At 33.5% G+C, this 18,913-nt stretch carries 15 protein-coding genes and 1 tRNA gene; 2 read left to right on the top strand and 14 right to left on the bottom strand.

Annotated features, from left to right (window positions below):
• Positions 1-92: 92 nt before the first annotated feature.
• Complete coding sequence (locus tag GN138_RS16190; protein WP_231743062.1) at positions 93-314, bottom strand: hypothetical protein; 222 nt, start codon at positions 312-314, stop codon at positions 93-95.
• Between GN138_RS16190 and GN138_RS16310 the strand changes: the two genes are divergently transcribed.
• Positions 211-2,322, top strand: a complete 2,112-nt coding sequence (locus GN138_RS16310; protein ID WP_317162740.1) for an FUSC family protein — start codon at positions 211-213, stop codon at positions 2,320-2,322. The genes GN138_RS16190 and GN138_RS16310 overlap by 104 nt on opposite strands.
• A 5-nt stretch (positions 2,323-2,327) precedes the next feature.
• Positions 2,328-3,212 carry an SdiA-regulated domain-containing protein gene (locus tag GN138_RS10455; RefSeq protein WP_157363831.1) on the top strand — a complete coding sequence of 295 codons (885 nt, stop codon included), beginning with the start codon at positions 2,328-2,330 and terminating at the stop codon, positions 3,210-3,212.
• 107 nt (positions 3,213-3,319) lie between these two features.
• On the opposite strand, the gene GN138_RS10450 is transcribed toward GN138_RS10455, so the two are convergent.
• The 13 genes from GN138_RS10450 to GN138_RS10390 all read right to left on the bottom strand — a co-directional run bounded on the left by GN138_RS10450 (position 3,320) and on the right by GN138_RS10390 (position 18,907).
• A tRNA-Arg gene (locus GN138_RS10450) sits at positions 3,320-3,393 on the bottom strand.
• Between the two features lie 57 nt (positions 3,394-3,450).
• Entirely contained in the window at positions 3,451-3,900 is a 450-nt protein-coding gene (locus tag GN138_RS10445; protein ID WP_157363829.1) for a GatB/YqeY domain-containing protein, read from the bottom strand.
• A gap of 163 nt (positions 3,901-4,063) precedes the next feature.
• Positions 4,064-5,995 (bottom strand): cell division protein FtsZ, encoded by a 1,932-nt coding sequence (gene ftsZ / locus GN138_RS10440; protein WP_157363827.1) that lies wholly within the window; start codon positions 5,993-5,995, stop codon positions 4,064-4,066.
• A gap of 113 nt (positions 5,996-6,108) precedes the next feature.
• On the bottom strand, positions 6,109-7,443 hold the full coding sequence (ftsA, locus tag GN138_RS10435; protein ID WP_157363825.1) for a cell division protein FtsA: 1,335 nt from the start codon (positions 7,441-7,443) through the stop codon (positions 6,109-6,111).
• Between the two features lie 3 nt (positions 7,444-7,446).
• Positions 7,447-8,169, bottom strand: a complete 723-nt coding sequence (locus tag GN138_RS10430; protein WP_157363823.1) for a cell division protein FtsQ/DivIB — start codon at positions 8,167-8,169, stop codon at positions 7,447-7,449.
• Positions 8,156-9,502 (bottom strand): UDP-N-acetylmuramate--L-alanine ligase, encoded by a 1,347-nt coding sequence (gene murC / locus GN138_RS10425; RefSeq protein WP_157363989.1) that lies wholly within the window; start codon positions 9,500-9,502, stop codon positions 8,156-8,158. The genes GN138_RS10430 and murC overlap by 14 nt, the downstream gene beginning before the upstream one ends.
• A 132-nt stretch (positions 9,503-9,634) precedes the next feature.
• A complete protein-coding gene (gene murG, locus GN138_RS10420) occupies positions 9,635-10,735 on the bottom strand; it encodes an undecaprenyldiphospho-muramoylpentapeptide beta-N-acetylglucosaminyltransferase (RefSeq protein ID WP_157363821.1) in 1,101 nt (366 codons plus the stop codon).
• A gap of 231 nt (positions 10,736-10,966) precedes the next feature.
• Positions 10,967-12,154: an FtsW/RodA/SpoVE family cell cycle protein gene (locus tag GN138_RS10415; protein ID WP_157363819.1), complete on the bottom strand. Its 1,188-nt coding sequence runs from the start codon at positions 12,152-12,154 to the stop codon at positions 10,967-10,969.
• 169 nt (positions 12,155-12,323) lie between these two features.
• The gene (murD, locus tag GN138_RS10410) at positions 12,324-13,721 is read right to left on the bottom strand and encodes a UDP-N-acetylmuramoyl-L-alanine--D-glutamate ligase (protein WP_157363817.1); all 1,398 of its coding nucleotides are present in this window, start codon (positions 13,719-13,721) and stop codon (positions 12,324-12,326) included.
• A gap of 47 nt (positions 13,722-13,768) precedes the next feature.
• Complete coding sequence (mraY, locus tag GN138_RS10405; RefSeq protein ID WP_157363815.1) at positions 13,769-15,010, bottom strand: phospho-N-acetylmuramoyl-pentapeptide-transferase; 1,242 nt, start codon at positions 15,008-15,010, stop codon at positions 13,769-13,771.
• Between the two features lie 23 nt (positions 15,011-15,033).
• A complete protein-coding gene (locus GN138_RS10400; protein WP_157363813.1) occupies positions 15,034-15,393 on the bottom strand; it encodes a four helix bundle protein in 360 nt (119 codons plus the stop codon).
• A gap of 41 nt (positions 15,394-15,434) precedes the next feature.
• A complete protein-coding gene (locus GN138_RS10395; protein WP_157363811.1) occupies positions 15,435-16,898 on the bottom strand; it encodes a UDP-N-acetylmuramoyl-L-alanyl-D-glutamate--2,6-diaminopimelate ligase in 1,464 nt (487 codons plus the stop codon).
• On the bottom strand, positions 16,895-18,907 hold the full coding sequence (locus GN138_RS10390) for a penicillin-binding protein (protein WP_197429340.1): 2,013 nt from the start codon (positions 18,905-18,907) through the stop codon (positions 16,895-16,897). The genes GN138_RS10395 and GN138_RS10390 overlap by 4 nt, the downstream gene beginning before the upstream one ends.
• Positions 18,908-18,913 lie beyond the last annotated feature (6 nt).

The raw sequence follows: 18,913 nt of genomic DNA, 5'->3' as shown, positions 1-18,913 counted from the left end.
CTTTTCTAATAATTTCTAAAAGCCAAATACTAAATTTAAAAGAGCTATATCGCTCAGTCTCATTTTTCTAGTTGTATCTTTGTGTTGAACTTTTAAATCTTAACACGCATTTTAAAATTTGCAACAAAGCATATTAAAGAATTATTAGAATTCTTCAAAAGCACAAGCTTTTCTAAAGCCATACTGGTTAGTTTTGCTGTAACAACTCCAATTATAATTGGCATTATTACTGACCATTTAGAAATTGGTCTTGCGCTTTGTTTTGGCGCTATTTGGTGTTCACCAAGTGATGTAAGCGGAAGACTTAAACACAAACAAGTTGGTATTTTATATGCTTCATTACTCGTTGTTATTGTTAGTTTTATAGGAGGCTATCTCAAAAATTTAGGTTTCTTTTTATTTCCTATTTTAGGACTTTTAACCTTTAGCATTTCCTTTATATCAGTATATGGTTTTAGAGCGTCTTTAATTAGTTTTTCTGGTTTACTAGCGTTAGTACTCAGTTTTGCACATACTACACAAACGTTAACCAACCTTGAACATGCTCTATTAATTGGGCTAGGTGGCATATGGTATTTATGTCTATCTACCTTATGGTTTTATATAAACCCAAAAGCACAAACAGAAGAAGCCATAATAAAAACTATTTTACAAACCGCTGATTTTATAGATACTAGAAAACAAATTATTGGAGATAAACTCAATAGAGGGCGTTTACAATCGTCTTTAATTAATTTACAAAGTGAACTAGCAGAGCAGCACGTTACCTTAAGAGAAATACTTTTACTATCTAGAAGAAGTTCTGGTAAATCTAATTACAAAAATAGAAGGTTAATGGTTTTTAGCCAATTAGTTGAAATCCTAGAAACGGCAAACGCTAACCCAGTAAACTATGATAAAATGGATGAGTTTTTTGAAACACATCCTAAAATTAAAACGAAATTTCAGAATCTCATTTCAGAACTCTCTTTGCAATTAAGAACAATTGCCAAAAACCTAAAACACACTCATAAATTTTCTTCTAATAAACTTTTATCTAAAGCTTTTAATGGTCTTCAAAATGAAATTCTTCGTTTTAAAAATGAATCTAGTTTTAAAGACTACGAACGTTATTTAATGCTTCAAAATTTCTTAGATTATCAAAAGAAACAATTTGAAAAGCTAAAAAAAATAAAATGGCTTTTAGGAAATCCCGAATTAAGTTCAGAAGATTATCAAGATAACAATAAGCTTAAAAGATTTATAGAAATACGAGACTACAATCCTAAATTAATTATAAGAAATTTCAGTTTTAGATCTACCATATTTAAACATGCCTTAAGATTATCTGTGGCCGTAATGTTTGGTTATGCTATTGGTTTACTTTTCGATTTTCAAAATCCATATTGGATAATCCTTACTATAATTATAATAATGCGACCTAGTTACGGACTAACCAAAACAAGATCAAAAGACCGAATGATTGGTACATTGATAGGCGCAGTCTTAGCAACAGGTTTAGTATTTGTAATTAACAATCCATATATTTTTGGTGCATTTGGCATAATTTCTTTAGTTGTTGCCTTTTCTATGGTTCAAAAAAACTACAAGGCATCAGCAACATTTATTACCCTAAGTATTATTTTAATCTATGCTATTTTAGAACCTAATATTTTTAAGGTTATTCAATTTAGAGTCTTAGACACATTAATAGGTGCCATAATTTCTTACTCAACTATGCGCTGGTTGTGGCCAGCTTGGTCCATAACAGAAATTAGTGAAAACATAAAAAACAGCTTAGAAGCTAATACTGCGTTTTTTAAATCTATTCGTAATTTCTATCAAAACAAAGGGCCAGTTCCTACCAGCTTAAAAGTGAACAGAAAAGAAGCCTATTTGCAGATGTCTAATTTAAGTTCTGCTTTTCAACGTATGGCGCAAGAACCCGAATCTAAACAAAATCATTTAGACGATATATATGAATTAGTAGTCATCAATCACAGTTGTTTAACGTCTTTAGCCTCGTTGAGTACTTATGTTCAAAACAACCAAACGTCTAAAGCATCTGAAGATTTTATCTCAATTTCTGAGCGAATTATTGAGAATTTAGACCAAACTTACACCATGTTAAAAGCTATTAATTTTAAAGATTCTGAAATTAACAAGCCTATCTTTAAACTTGAAGCTTATGAATTTCCAAAAAATTTAATTACTAGCGATAGCATTTTACAAACAAACAACGAGCGTACACATAAAGAAGCTCACTTGGTTTGGGAACAGTTGTATTGGTTAAATTCACTGAGTGAAAAAATGCTGAAATTAACATCTAAATTTTCACATTAAATATTATGAAAAATTTGAAACATGCACTTCTTATTACAATAATAGTCATTACAGTTTCATTCTTTGCTTTCAACAGCTTTAAAGACCAATTAACAACTGGCTCTAAAAAGGCTATGATTAATACAGAAAATAACTACTCTAATAAATGCACCATAATTAACACGTATAATTTACCAAAAATCTTAAACGAGATTAGTGGTATTGTATGGCTTAATTACAATACGTTTGCCTGTATACAAGATGAATCTGGAACCATATTTATCTACAATACAGAAGAACATACTATTACAAAAAAAATAAAATTTGCAGGAAAAGGAGATTATGAAGCTATTGCAATAAACAACAACGACGCCTATATTTTAAGAAGCGATGGCTTAATTTATAAAGTAAAAAATTACGATACTGATTATTTAGAAATCGAAAAGATTGAAACACCTTTTAAAAGTTATAACAACATGGAAAGTTTAACTTTAGATAAAAATAACAATCAATTACTTATCTCTCCTAAAGATTATGATTTAGAAAAAAAATACATTAAAAACATTTATAAAATTCCACTTTCTACACAAGAAATAGATAACAACCCAATAGTTAGTATAGATTTAAAAGCAGACATTCTAAAAGACTTTAAGAAAAAAAAGATTCATGAAACATTGTGCCCTTCTGACATTGCAATCCACCCAATATCTAAAGATATCTATGTTTTAGATGGAAGAAACCCAAAACTTCTAATTTTGAATAAAGCAGGAAAAATAAAAGATGTTTTTAAACTAAACAAACATAAATTTGCACAACCAGAAGGTATTACCTTTAGTGAGGACGGTCGTTTATTTATTTCTAATGAGGCTGATAAAAAGAGAGCTAATATTCTGGAAGTAGAATTGAAATAGCTTTACAGAATTGTTGGGCATTCTATCATGCTCCGTTTAAAAATGAAAAAGTTGCACTTATAAATTCAAGCCAGCTTGATTTTGAAGAGCAACTTTTTATTTAATTGTGACCTCGAAGGGATTCGAACCCCCAACCCTCAGAGCCGAAATCTGATATTCTATCCAGTTGAACTACGAGGCCATATTGCATTAATACCTTTAAACTATGTTAAAAGTATCATTACTATAATATAACTATCTAAGCTAATTTAGCTTTAACAATACTAGAAATAGTTTTACCATCAGCTTTACCTGCCAACGTTTTACTTACCATTCCCATTACCTTACCCATATCTTTCATGCCTTCTGCACCAATAGCTGCAATTGTTTTCTCTACCTCAACTGTAATCTCCTCTTCAGAAAGCTGTGTTGGCAAAAACTGGCTAATAATTTCTGCTTGAGCCAATTCTGGTTCAGCTAAATCATTACGGTCTTGGTCTAAAAATATAGCAGCACTATCCTTACGCTGTTTTACCATTTTAGATAAGATTTTTATTTCTTGCTCTTCAGAAATGTCTTCTTTAGATCCTGAAGCTGTTTGCGCTAATAATATTTCTGACTTTACAGCTCTTAAAGCAGCTAAAGCAATTTGGTCTTTTGCTTTCATTGCAGCCTTCATAGCAGTCATTACATCTACTTGTAAACTCATATTTTATCCTTTTATTAAGGCATCAAAGATACTAAAACTTTGTGTTGAATTTTAATTCTAATAGTCATTTCTAGTACTGTAAAACATCAAAAAAGCCCATAAATAAATATGAGCCTTTTTTGCTTAAACTAATAGAATTTACAATGTAATATTAGACGTTTTACTAGTCTACATTATCATGTAAAAATGAATTATTACTTCTTAACTGAATGTCGTCGTTATCATCAGTACCAACAGACATTCTTGATGCTTTAGTTTCTGAAGAATGCTGAGCATCTTCTAAATTAACACCTTGTCTTTTGTAAGCAGGTTCTTTTTCAATTTCATCTATTTTAGCTGTATTAAACTTATAGTTGAAATCTTTCATTTTTCTTCTACGTTCATCTGCTCGAGCTATTAATAAGTCTGAAATCGGGCTATTCATTGGGTCAATTTCTTCTTCAGGAATTTGAAGCGAATCATCAGTAGGTATTGTTTTCTTTTCAAAAACAATCTCTTCCTTAATTTCCGTTTTTTCTTTTTTTGTATTAATTGCAGAATCAAACGTTTCAAAATCATCTAAAACATAACGTTTCTCGCCTTGGTCATTAACCTCTGTTACAGATATAATTTCAACCGGTTCATTAACCTTTATTTCCTTTACATCCTCCTCTAAGCTAAAGAACAGTTTTTCTTCTTGAGCCTTTGGCTCTTCTACTTCTGGTTCAGTCTTTTTATTTGCTATAGGAAGATCAAAAGAAAAGGTTATTTGCTCTTCTGGAGCCTGTTCTATAGTTTCTGTCTTGTTAACTATTGGTGTAATAACAAAATCTTCGGGTTCTACTTCAGGTTCTGGAGTTGAATCTAAAACTTCATCATAAACTACATTAATATTCTTTAAAAAATCCGTAGTTGGTATTAAATCTGTTTCGTTTTTTACTTCTGGTTTAATCTCTTCAATCTCATCTTCCTCAATTAATGTATGACGAACAATTGGATCTTTCTTTTCAACCTCTAAAACTATATCTGGTGTAATTATAGCTGGCTCTTTTACTTCAGGCTCTGCGTCTGCAACTTCTTCTAAAGCATGGATTACTTTTTTTGTTTCAGTATTAGAAATTTCGTTTTGCTGATCTATATCAAATCCGGTTGCAATTATTGTTACGGAAATAGATTCTTGTAAAGCTTCATCTTCACCAACACCCATAATAATATTGGCTCCATGACCTGCTTCATTTTGAATATGATCATTGATTTCACCGATCTCATCAATAGTAATTTCTTGAGAACCAGAGACGATTAGCAACAATACGTTTTTAGCTCCTGTAATTTTATTATCGTTAAGTAATGGCGAATCTAAAGCGCTCATAATAGCTTCTTGCGCTCTTGTTTGACCAGATGCTGTTGCAGAACCCATAATAGCTGTCCCACTATTACTTAATACGGTTTTAGCGTCTCGTAAATCAATATTCTGTGTGTAATGATGTGTAATTACCTCTGCTATTCCGCGAGATGCCGTTGATAATACTTCATCTGCTTTAGAGAAACCTGCTTTAAAACCAAGATTTCCATACACTTCACGAAGTTTATTGTTATTAATAACTATTAAAGAATCTACATGAGCACGTAATTTTTCTATACCACGTTGGGCTTGAGCATTACGCATTTTACCTTCAAATTGAAAAGGCATAGTAACAATACCCACTGTTAAGATATCTAATTCTTTTGCCATTTTGGCAATAACAGGTGCTGCTCCAGTACCAGTTCCGCCACCCATGCCGGCTGTAATAAATACCATTTTTGTATTGGTATCTAACATTCTGCGGATGTCTTCTAAACTTTCTACTGCTGCTTCTTCACCTATATCTGGATTTGCGCCTGCGCCCAAACCTTCTGTTAGATTTACACCTAATTGAATTTTGTTTGGTACTCCACTATTTTGAAGTGCCTGAGAATCTGTATTACAGATAACAAAATCAACGCCTTTGATCCCTTGCTGAAACATGTGATTAATGGCATTACTACCACCTCCACCGACACCAATTACCTTGATAACGTTAGATTGATTCTTGGGTAAATCAAAAGAAATATTTCCAAATTCGTTGCTGTTACTCATTATATTATGGATTAACTATTATTTTATTTTTTGTTAGTACAGGTTTAGCTTACTACTACTCTATACTTATATTTTAATTAATTCTATTCTAGATATTTTGAATTGTGATACTGCTACTCAGCATTATCCAAAAAATCCTTTACACGGTCTGTTAATTTATCTAAAAACGAACGTCTCTCTTTAATTGGCTCTTCTGGTTTAGTTTCTGGTTCTTCTATTTCTTCAACATCTTCAGCATCATTTTCTACAACCATTTCTTCTTCTATTTGCTCTGCTTTTTTTCGTTCTTGACGCTTTAAACCATCCATTACCAAACCAACAGCTGTTGCAAAAAGTGGACTAGCTATATCTTCATCACTATCACCAGCTAAATGCTCATTTGGATAGCCAATTCTGGTATCCATACCTGTAATATATTCTACTAATTGCTTTAAGTGCTTCAACTGGCTTCCTCCACCTGTTAAAACAATTCCACCAATAAGTTTTTTCTTTTGCTCCTCGTGGCCGTAGTTCTTTATTTCAACAAAAACTTGTTCTATAATTTCTACCACTCTGGCATGGATAATTTTAGATAAATTCTTTAATGTTATTTCCTTTGGCTCTCTTCCTCTTAATCCTGGAATAGACACAATCTCATTATCCTTGTTTTCTCCTGGCCATGCAGACCCAAACTTTACTTTTAAAAGTTCGGCTTGTTTTTCAATTATAGAACACCCTTCTTTAATATCTTCAGTAATTACGTTGCCTCCAAAAGGAATCACTGCTGTATGCCGAATAATTCCGTCTTTAAAAACAGCCAAATCCGTTGTTCCGCCACCTATATCAATCAAAGCCACACCAGCTTCTTTTTCTTCCCTACTTAATACTGCATTTGCAGACGCTAAAGGTTCTAAAGTTATACCTTCTAATGCTAAACCAGAGCTTTTTACGCATCTACCAATGTTTCTAATAGACGATACTTGGCCAACTACCACATGAAAATTAGCCTCTAATCGTCCACCGTACATACCAATTGGTTCTGTAATCTCGGCTTGACCATCAATCTTAAATTCTTGTGGTAATACATGGATAATTTCTTCACCAGGAAGCATTACCAATTTGTGTACCTGATTGATTAAACGATCAATATCATCTTCATTAATAACAATATCAGAATTTGGACGTGTAATGTAATCACTATGTTGTAAACTACGTATATGCTGCCCAGCAATACCAACCGTTACCTCTTCAATTTTTTCTGCAGCTGCAGCTTCAGCTTCTTGAACCGCTTGTTGTATAGACTGAATGGTTTGAGTAATATTATTTACCACACCACGATGCACACCCATACTTTTAGCCTTTCCTAAACCTAAAATCTCAACTTTATCATACTCGTTTTTGCGACCAATCATGGCCACAATTTTTGTGGTTCCTATATCTAGACCTACCGAAATATTTTGCTTGTCCATAATCTACTTTTTGGTGCAAATAACTTGTTTATCAAATTTTAAATTCACTAATGCATAGCGCTCTAAAATCTGGTCTTTAAAAGCCTTTTGGTAAAATGCTTTAAAATTATTTATCTTTTTATCGAGTTGCTTTAAAGTTCCTAAATGAACCGTAAAATCACTTTTTCGAATTTTAAAATCTATTGTGTTATCGTTGTTTTGACGAATCTCAATGACATATTTCTTTAAAAAATCATCTTCATCAACAGCTTTTGCGAATTGAAAGACGTTTTGAAGCTTATTTTTATCTATATTTCCAGTAATAAGTGGCACTCTTGCTGCATAATTATGGGACAACGGCATAAATCCACCTTCATCATCTATATAATATGATGCTTTTGTGTTCACTCTTGCAATTGGTCGCTTCTGCTCAACTTCGGCTGAAAGTTCACCGTTTACTGACATAAACACTTCCGCTTGCTTAATCATTGGATTAGAATTTAGGGCAGATTCTAATTTATTCAAATCTATAATTTCTTTAGGTTGCTTTGAAACAGGTTCTAGGTTTTGTATTAACAATTTACTAACATTTTCATCTGTTATAAACAAATTGTTTTCTCCCAAGAACTCTATGTTTGGCTCACCTACAATTCTGTCTTTATTTCTGTGGTTTGAAAACGCAAACAAAAAGCACACTAAACCAACCAATGCAATGATTTTTATGTAGTTATAATTAATTCTTAACATAGAAGGCTTCTTTTATATGTTTAACTTCAGCTCCTATATCTCCTGCTCCAATAGTCAACACTATTTTAGCATCAGATTTATTAATTTCATTAATTATTTCTGATTTCTGAATCAGCTTTTTATTAGGGTTTTTAATCTTTTCTAAAAGCCATTTTGAGGTTACACCGTCTATTGGCAATTCTCTTGCAGGATAAATATCTAACAACAATAATTCATCGAATTTTGAAAGACTTTCTGCAAAGCCATCTACAAAATCTTGTGTTCTACTAAATAAATGGGGTTGAAAAACAGCCAATACTTTTTTTCCTGGATACATTTCTCTCACAGCTTGATGAACGGCTTTAATCTCTTCTGGATGATGTGCGTAATCATCTATAAAAACAAAATCATTGGTTTTTATTTGATATGTAAATCTGCGCTGCACACCTTTATAGGTTTCTAATCCAACAGCTAAATCATTAAAAGTACACCCATATTCTATTGCCATTGCTAATGCCGCTAGTGCGTTAGATAAATTATGGCGTCCGGGTAAACTAAATTTAAACCCTTTCTGGATGCCTTTTGGTGTTTTTACATCAAAAATATAGCTACCATTTTCTATTGAAATATTCTGCGCACTGTAATCAGAATCATCTTCAATACCATAGGTGATACCTTGTAACGGCAATCCATTTTTTACAAATAGTTTTCCGTTAGGCTTTATACACGCTGTAAAATCTTTAAACGTTTTTACTAACTCTTCTGCATTTCCGTATATATCTAAATGGTCGGCATCCATGGACGTAATGCAAGCCAAATCTGGCGACAAGGTTAAAAACGAACGGTCAAATTCATCTGCCTCAACAACCGTCACTTCTGTTCCGTTAAGAATTAAATTAGAATTATAATTTTCACTTATTCCGCCTAAAAATGCCGTAACAGGCACGTTACATGTATTTAACAAATGTCCTAAAATACTAGTCGTTGTGGTTTTTCCATGTGTACCAGCAACTGCCAAACAAACAGTTTGCTTCGTAATTTCTCCTAAAACTGCGGAACGTTTTAAAACGTTGAAACCATTATCTTTAAAATAATTAAACTCTGAATGATTTTTAGGAATAGCAGGTGTATAAACCACCAATGTGTTTTCAGGATTTAAAAATTCTGAATTGATGTGTTCTATATTATCTTCAAAATGAATTTGAATACCCAAAGCCTCAAGCGCTTTAGTGATTTCAGTGGGTGTTTTATCATAACCAGCGACTTGCTTACCGTTGGCTACAAAATAACGTGCAATAGCACTCATTCCGATACCTCCTATGCCGATGAAATAAACAGAAGTAGCCCATCCCAAACCCTTCCCGTTAGGAAGAGCCTTCTCACTGTTGCTGATATGTTCATTATTAATATTCACTATTATTTCGTCTCTTTTTTTCTCGGTTTCTTCCCTTCTTATCGTGCTGAACGCAGTCTAAGTTTTGGAAGATTAAGATAGGCTTTTTAAAAGCTTCTCAACCTCATCCACAATATCATTTGTGGCATTAACTAATGCTAAGGCTTTTATATTTTTACTTAATTCTTTTTGTTTGTCTTCGTTTAAAATCAATGTTGAAAATTCATTCTGAAAATCAGCATCCAAATCTTTTTCTCGTATTAAAATCGCTGCGTTTTTATCTGCAACTGATTTTGCATTTTTAGTTTGATGGTCTTCTGCCACATTTGGCGACGGAATAAAAATTACAGGCTTACCAACAATACATAATTCTGAAACCGAAATTGCTCCTGCTCTAGAAATAATAACATCCGCAGCTGCATAAGCCAAATCCATGTTATTTAAAAACGCATGCACTTGCACTTTGTTTAAATCATTGTATTGTTTATACTGGTCGTAATATAATTTTCCGCATTGCCATATCATTTGGACATCTTGAGTTTCAAAATACTCAATATTAGCTTCAATCAATTGATTGATACGTCTTGCACCTAAACTTCCACCTAATACTAAAAGTGTTTTCTTATTATGCTTTAGTGCAAAGGCATCTTTACCTTCTAGCTGTTTATTTTTTACTTCTAATAAATCCTTTCGAATCGGGTTTCCTGTGAGTTTTACTTTCTCCTTCGGAAAAAATCGTTCTAAACCATCATAAGCCACACAAATGGAATTCACTTTTTTTCCTAGTAATTTATTGGTGATACCAGGAAATGAATTCTGCTCTTGAATTAAACACGGAATCCCTTTTGAAGAAGCCACTTGTAATAATGGACCACTTGCAAAACCACCAGTTCCGATAACTGCATCTGGCTTAAATGCGTTTATGATTTTTCGTGATTTTAAAAGACTTGAAATCAATTTAAACGGAAAGGCTAAATTCTTCAACGTTAATTTTCGCTGAATACCCGAAATCCATAGACCTTCAATTTTATAACCTGCTTGTGGTACTTTATCCATTTCCATTCTATCTGATGCACCAACAAAAAGGAACTCAGCATCTGGATAGCGCGACTTTAATTCGTCTGCAATGGCAACCGCAGGATAAATATGTCCTCCTGTTCCTCCTCCTGATAATATGAATTTATATGGCTTCAAATTTTAATTTCTGTTTATTTTTAATCGTTTTTCTATAAAAATGTTTAATTATTAAAACACCCCTAATGAGCTTCACTCTGTAGTTTCAAAACAAAAAATATTTTATTTTTCACTAATCCTCAAGGGGACAATCACTCTCTTCAAAATCAGTTTTAACTTATATCTTCTTTCTATCCTTTTTATCTCTGTTCTTGTTTCTATATTCTAATCTCTTTTCTCTTTTGCCTCTGTCTAAATCGCTTCACTTAAAATTGCTAATGGGTTATCTTCTGCTTCTTCTTGCTGCTTTAATTCTTCGCGTTTAGCGCTTACACTAAGAATAATCCCAATTGCCATGCAGGTCATCCAAATTGATGTTCCGCCACTACTAATTAATGGTAAGGTCTGACCAGTAACTGGGAACAACTCCACAGCAACCGCCATATTAATTAAGGCCTGAAATACAATTGGCAACCCAACACCTAACACTAATAATTTACCAAATATTGAATCTGATTTATGGCTAACCACCACAATTCTAAATAACAACCACATGTATAAAAACAGAATAAATATGCCACCAAACAAACCGTATTCTTCAATAATTATAGCAAAAATAAAATCTGAAGACGATTGTGGTAAAAAGTTCTTCTGTATGCTTTTCCCTGGTCCTAAAGGCGTAATTCCTGTTGCTATTGCAATTTTAGCTTTTTCAATCTGGTAATCCGCTTCTGTATCTTCTCCGTTTGTAAAATTTTCAATTCTACTCATCCAAGTATCTACCCTATTTGGCATAGCTTCTGGAAACGCTTTTGCTACCAATATAAAAATAGCCAAAGCAGCAATACCAGACACTATCATTAACGCCAGATATTTTAATGGATAACCTCCAATAAATGCCAACATCATAATCATTGTAAATATGATGGCTGTTGTAGAAAAATTGGCAGGAAGAATTAAAATTAGCATCAGAAAAATGGGTGTCCAAAGTGGTAAAATTGTCTCCTTAAACTTAACTTCTTTATCTCTAATTTTAGATAAATATCTTGCCACATACACCATCAATACTACTGAAGCTAATGTTGATGTTTGAAAAGACATATTTACAATAGGAATCTGAATCCAACGACTTGCATTTGCTCCATCGATTGTAGTACCCTGAAGCATTGTTATCAGTAACAAAACAAACACAATAGGAATCATTACCATAGACAAGCCACGGAAATATTTGTAAGGCACTTTATGTACCCCAAACATAATAACAAAGCCCAATAACAAGTGCATAAAATGTTTAACCAACAGGGAAAACGTATTGGTGTGCCCAGCATTAGCTAAGTTACTTGCAGCACTATAAACAGGCATAAATGAGAATATAGCCAACAACGCGACTATAGCCCAAATGGCCTTATCTCCTTTTATTTGTTTAAATATGTTTTGCATATAACAGCCCCTTTGTCTTCCAGACATTTCCCCATTAGGGGAAAATTTAATTAGTTATTAGATTCTTTTATTTACTCATTCATTTTTTTTGCGATACACTACGTATTGCTCATTTAGTTACAGTACGCCTCAACAGTTTCTTCCCTTCGGGAAGAGCAAGATGGGCTTTTTATAAATTCCTAACCGCATTCTTAAATTGACGTCCTCTGTCTTCATAATTTTCGAATAAATCGAAACTTGCACAAGCAGGCGATAACAATACATTATCTCCAGCGTCAGCCAATTTGTAAGCTATTTTCACAGCTTCATTCATGTATTCTGTTTCAATAATAACATCAACCATTTTTCCAAATGTGTCCATAAGTTTTGCATTATCCTTACCCAAACAGATAATAGCCTTTACTTTTTCATTTACAAACGGAAACAACTCTTTATAGTCGTTACCTTTATCTACGCCTCCAACAATCCAAACCGTTGGAGCTTCCATACTTTCTAAGGCGAAATATGTAGCGTTAACGTTTGTTGCCTTAGAATCGTTAATATATTGCACCTTATTAATTTTTAAGACATGCTCTAATCGATGCTCTACTCCTTGAAAGTTTTCTAAACTCTCGCGTATAGTTTGCTTTCTTATTTTAAGTAAATGTGCCACAGTAGAAGCTGCCATGGCATTCTTCACGTTGTGTTTTCCTTCTAGTGCTAAATTTTCTGTTGGCATAGTGATTTTATTATTATCTATTGTTATTATTATATTGTTATTGTCTAAATATGCGCCTTGCTCCATAACTCGCGTTAATGAAAAAGGCAGTTTTTTTGATTGAATTTGATGTGTTTTCATGTACTCTAAAATGACTTCATCATCTGCATCGTAAATGAAATAATCATCTTCGGTTTGATTCTCTACCACTCTAAATTTTGAAGCGATATAGTTTTCAAACTTATAATCGTATCTATCTAAATGGTCTGGTGTGATATTGGTTAGAATCGCAATTTTTGGTTTAAAGTCTATAATATCATCTAGTTGAAAACTGCTAATTTCCAACACGTAGTTATTATGATTTTTTTCTAAAATTTGCTTCGCGAAACTGTCGCCAATATTTCCAGCTAAACCAACATCTAAATCCTGTTGTAACAAATGATGTGTTAACGTTGCCGTTGTGGTTTTACCATTACTTCCCGTTATTGCAACCAAAGTCGCTTCTGTAAATTTTGAAGCAAATTCAATTTCTGAAACCACTGTAATTCCCGCTTCACGAATTTTTTTTATCAAAGCCACTTTATCTGGAATCCCAGGACTCTTCATGACGATGTCTGCACTTAGAATTTTTGATTCCGTATGCTGTTCATCTTCAAATTCAATCTCATTATTTAAAAGAACGTCTTTATACTTGTCTTTAATTTTCCCTTTATCTGATACAAAAACCTCGTATCCTTTTGCTTTTCCTAAAAGCGCTGTTCCTACGCCACTTTCTCCTCCACCAAGAATAACTAATCGAAGCCCCTTCCTAAATCCTTCCCCAGAAGGGAAGGACTTCTTACTCTGCTGGTTATTTGTTGCTTCGTTCATTACTTTCTTTTTTGTCATTCCTGCATAGGCAGGAATAACAAACTCATCTATCTAATTTTCAATGTTACTATCGTTATAATCGCTAACAAGATTCCTACAATCCAAAAACGTGTCACTATCTTACTCTCGTGATAACCTGATTTCTGATAGTGATGATGCAAAGGCGACATTTTAAAAATGCGTCGTCCTTCTCCAAATTTCTTTCTTGTGTATTTAAAATAGCTCACCTGCATAACCACTGATAAATTTTCAGCCAAGAATATGCCGCATAGAATAGGTATTAACCATTCCTTACGTACAGCAATAGCAATTACAGCGATGATTCCACCAATAGTTAAACTACCCGTATCTCCCATAAACACTTGTGCTGGATAGGTGTTGTACCATAAAAAACCAACTAATGCACCAACAAACGCAGCAATGTATATTGTGATTTCTTCAGCTCTTGGGATGTACATTATATCTAAGTAACCCGAAAAAACGATGTTACTAGATACCCAAGCAAAAATCCCTAAAGTCAGCACAATTATGGCTGAAGTTCCTGCTGCTAGTCCATCAATGCCGTCGGTTAAATTCGCGCCATTTGAAACTGCTGTTATTATGAATATGCTGACTATTATAAATACAATCCATGTGTATTTTTCTAAACTAGGACTAATCCATGTGATTAAATCTGAGTAATCAAATTCATTATCTTTTAAAAACGGAATCGTTGTTTTTGTAGACTTCTCCTCGGCTTTAAATAATTTAGTGGCTTGCACATCTGGATTTTCTGCACGAATCTCATTTTGCTGAGCAATTGGCAACTTCTCCTTTAATGTTACATCTTGATGAAAAAACAGGGTAGCACCAACAATGATTCCTAATCCAACTTGACCTAAAACCTTAAACTTTCCTTTTAGTCCTTCTTTATCGTTTTTGAATTTCTTGATATAATCATCAATAAAACCGATGGTTCCCATCCAAAGTGTGGTTACAATCAATAGGATGATATAAATATTTTCAAGCTTTGCTAATAGCAACACAGGAATTAAAGTAGCTAGGATTATGATGATTCCACCCATTGTTGGAGTACCTGCTTTTTCAACTTGCCCTTCTAATCCTAAATCTCTTATAGTTTCGCCAACCTGCTGTCTTTGTAAAAAACGAATAATTCGCTTACCAAAAATTGTAGAAATCAACAACGACAATATAATTGCCACAGCAGCTCTAAAGGTTATAAACCCAAAAAGTGACGCTCCAGGAAACTGGAATTGTTGTTCTAAATATTCAAATAAGTAATACAGCATTATTTTAATTTATGATTTATGATTTACGAATTACGTTTCTTGGCTCTCATGGTTTTTATTGATGCTACAACTATTACCAATAACTCATTCCCTTCTTTATGCAAGCGTTTCATTTCGTCATGCTCTTTATCAGTAACTTGAAGCAGCAATTCTAAAAAATACATACTCTCATCAGCCTCTTCTTCAACTATTTTCAACTTATTAATGAAATCAGCATCAGACTTCGCTCTACACGCAGCTCTATAATTTGCACCAACAGAACTTGAACATCTAATTAACTGATTACAGTACGCATTATACTCTCTAGACACAGGAAACTTAGTGCATAGATGCCAGCAATCTGCAGCATACTTTTGAGTTCTATTTTTTAATGTTTGTTTCAATTTTAATTCGTAATTCTTATATCGAAATTCTGACTTTTCTATTATTTCTGTAATTGTTTTAAATACTCTTGAACGATTTTATAATCATCAAAATCAAAACGTTCACCTTTAATTTCTTGGTAATTCTCATGGCCTTTTCCGGCAATTAGAATAATATCTTTTGGTCCTGCCATTTGGCAAGCTGTTTTAATGGCTTGTTTTCTATCAGTTATAGACAATGTCTTTTTGAAATTTTGAGGCTCAACCCCTTTTTCCATATCTTCTATAATGGTTTCTGGTACTTCGCCACGTGGATTATCGCTAGTAAAAATGGCTTTTGTACTCAACGCTGAAGCGATATGCGCCATTTTTGGACGTTTGGTTTTATCTCTATCGCCTCCACAGCCAACAACCGTAATCAGTTCTTCGTTTTTAGTTCTGATATCGTTTATGGTTTGCAATACGTTTATTAAAGCGTCTGGTGTGTGTGCGTAATCTACAATGGCGGTAATTTTTTCGTCTGAAATAAAATATTGAAAGCGTCCTGCTACGTTTTCAAGCTCACTAATCAATCTTAAAATTTCATCTTTTTCTAAGCCTAATAGTTCAGCAGTTCCGTAAATCGCCAGAATATTATACGCATTAAAACTTCCTATTAAACGTGTCCATAATTCGCTATCATTTAACTTTAATAACAGACCACTGAATTCATTTTCTAATATCTGAGCTCTGTAATCGGCATAGTTTTTTAAAGCGTAGGTGTATTTTTTAGCTTGTGTATTTTGAAACATTACCAAACCATTCTTATCATCAATATTTGACAAAGCAAATGCCTCTTTTGGTAATTGGTCAAAGAATTTTTTCTTAACATCTCTGTATTCCGCAAACGTTTCGTGATAATCTAAATGGTCATGAGAGAGGTTTGTGAAAATGCCACCTTCAAACTTTAAACCTTCAGTTCTGCTTTGATGAATACCGTGTGAACTCACTTCCATGAAGCAAAACTCTACACCTTCATCATTCATCATCTTCAAATACTTGTTGATAGTTAAAGAATCTGGTGTGGTATGCGTTGCCTTATACATGGTATTATCTACCATAATTTTTACCGTAGATAATAACCCAACTTTATAACCTGCTTTTTTTAATAGCTGATACAATAAACTAGATACGGTTGTCTTACCATTGGTTCCTGTAACACCAACTAGTTTTAAATTTTCGGATGGTTGACCATAATAATTGTTAGCCATAAAAGCCAACGCCTGATTAGAGTTTTCTACTTCTATATATGTTATATCATCTTGAAGATGTTCTGGTAACGCTTCACAAATAATAGCTGTTGCACCATCTTTAATCGCTTTCTCTATGTAATTATGACCGTCTGTAATAGTCCCAGAAATAGCTACAAAAACATCGTTAGTTTTTATTTGACGCGAATCGAATTCTATTTTACTAACCGTAATGCTTGTACTACCAACCACTGCGTTTATGGTAACCTTGTATAATATGTCTTTTAATACCATCATGATGCTTCTAAAATGACAGTTTGGTTAGACTTTAATTTTTGATGTTTCTCTACAGATTGCTTCTTTACGATGCCACTTCCTGTTAATTTCACTCTAATATCTACAGGTAAGTTTTCTAATAACGCAATTGCATCCATTGCTGGCATACCAATAACATTAGGCATTAATTCTCTATATTTTTGAGCCTTATCAAAATAATTTTCAAAATCGTTTTCAACCAACTTATTTTTGAAATCGAGTGCTTCAACCTCGTCTATAATTGGTGTATCTGTATAAATCTTTTGAGCAATTCTTTTAAAAACAGGTCCTGAAACATCTGCTCCATAATAACCCACTTTTGTACTTGGTTTGTGTATCACTACAATACAAGAATACTTTGGGTTATCTGCAGGAAAATAGCCCGCAAAAGACGACACATATTTTTTGTCTTTGTACCATTTTTCTAAGTCAGCGTAATCCGTTCTTGCGGTTCCGGTTTTGCCTGCCATAGAAAATGTTTTAGAGTACATACGCTGACCTGTACCACGAATGACCACGTTTTTCAATATATCTTGAACCTCAGATAAGGTTTTATCTGAACATATTTTATCTATGATAACTTCTTTTTCAAACACCTCAATATCCTTATCAAATGACTTAACCGATTTAATAAAACGCGGCTTTATCATTTCGCCATCATTTGCAATTGCGTTATAAAACGTTAATGTTTGTAATGGTGTAATTGTAAGGTTATAACCATAAGCAATAGAAGGCAATGCATTTCTACTCCAGTTAGCCGCTCCTGGTTCTGGAATATCCGGAATACCTTCGCCGATTATTGAAATATCGAGAGAATCATTAAGTTTCCAACCTTTTAAATGATCTATAAATTTTTGTGGCTGCTTCGCATAATTGTCATCTATAATTGTTGCCAAACCAATATTAGAAGACACCTCCAATGCACGAGCCGCAGAAATTTCACCAAATCCAATGCCAGAATCCGTAATATAACGACCGTAAAATTTCTTTCTACCATTTTTAGTATCTACAACTGTTGACGTATCAATCACTTTATCCTCTAAAGCAGCCATTAGAGCCATAACTTTAAATGTAGAACCTGGCTCGTGTGCTTCATAAACAGCATAATTTCGTTTTTCGTAATACGTACCTTTTGAGGTTTTAGCCAAATTAGCAATGGCTTTAACTTCGCCAGTTTTAACATCCATTACAACTACGCAACCATGTTCAGCTTCATATAATTCTAATTGTTTTAATAACGAATGATGCGCTATATCTTGAATATTAACATCTATAGTAGTGTACACATCATAACCATCTTTTGGCTCCACTTGGTCGAAATCTGCAATTGGTTTCCATTGGCCATTACCTATTTTTTGTTTACGACGTTTACCGTTTGTTCCTCTTAAATATTTTACACCAAAAGCACCGTCGATACCTGGCCTACTTACATTTCCATCTTCATCAAATCGCTCGTAACCTATAGTTCGTGATGCCACTCCGCCCATTGGATGCTCTCTCCTAGTAGTTTGCTCTACAATTAAACCACCTTTAATGGCACCAAGATTTAAAAGCGGAAAATTTCGCATTCTTATATAATCTGAATAGCTAATATTTCGAGCTAAAAGAAAATATCTATTTTTATTTTTTCGTGCTTTTCTGATGATATTCTTGTAATAAGAGGCTGGCTTACCCTTATACGCATGAAGCGAATCTGCTAAAGCACCAATATACTTTTCAAAAGTGGCTGATTTTGCTTGGATAGCATCTATTCTAATATCATATTTAGGAATAGAAGTCGCCAACAAACTACCATCAGCAGAATACACATTGCCACGATTTGCAGGAATATCAAAATCCTCTAGCGTTCTTTTTTCTGCAAGTGCCCTATATTTATCACCCTGAACAAATTGGATATTCACAAGTTTAAACACCACAGCAATCGCAAACACAAGCAAGCAGCCTGCCACGAAATACAATCTGTGTAATATGTTTTTCTCTGTTATTGCCAAAGCTTG

Origin of the sequence: Winogradskyella endarachnes (assembly GCF_009741275.1) — a bacterium.
GTDB classification, from domain to species: Bacteria; Bacteroidota; Bacteroidia; order Flavobacteriales; family Flavobacteriaceae; genus Winogradskyella; species Winogradskyella endarachnes.
This window is presented reverse-complemented; position numbering and strand designations above follow the sequence as displayed.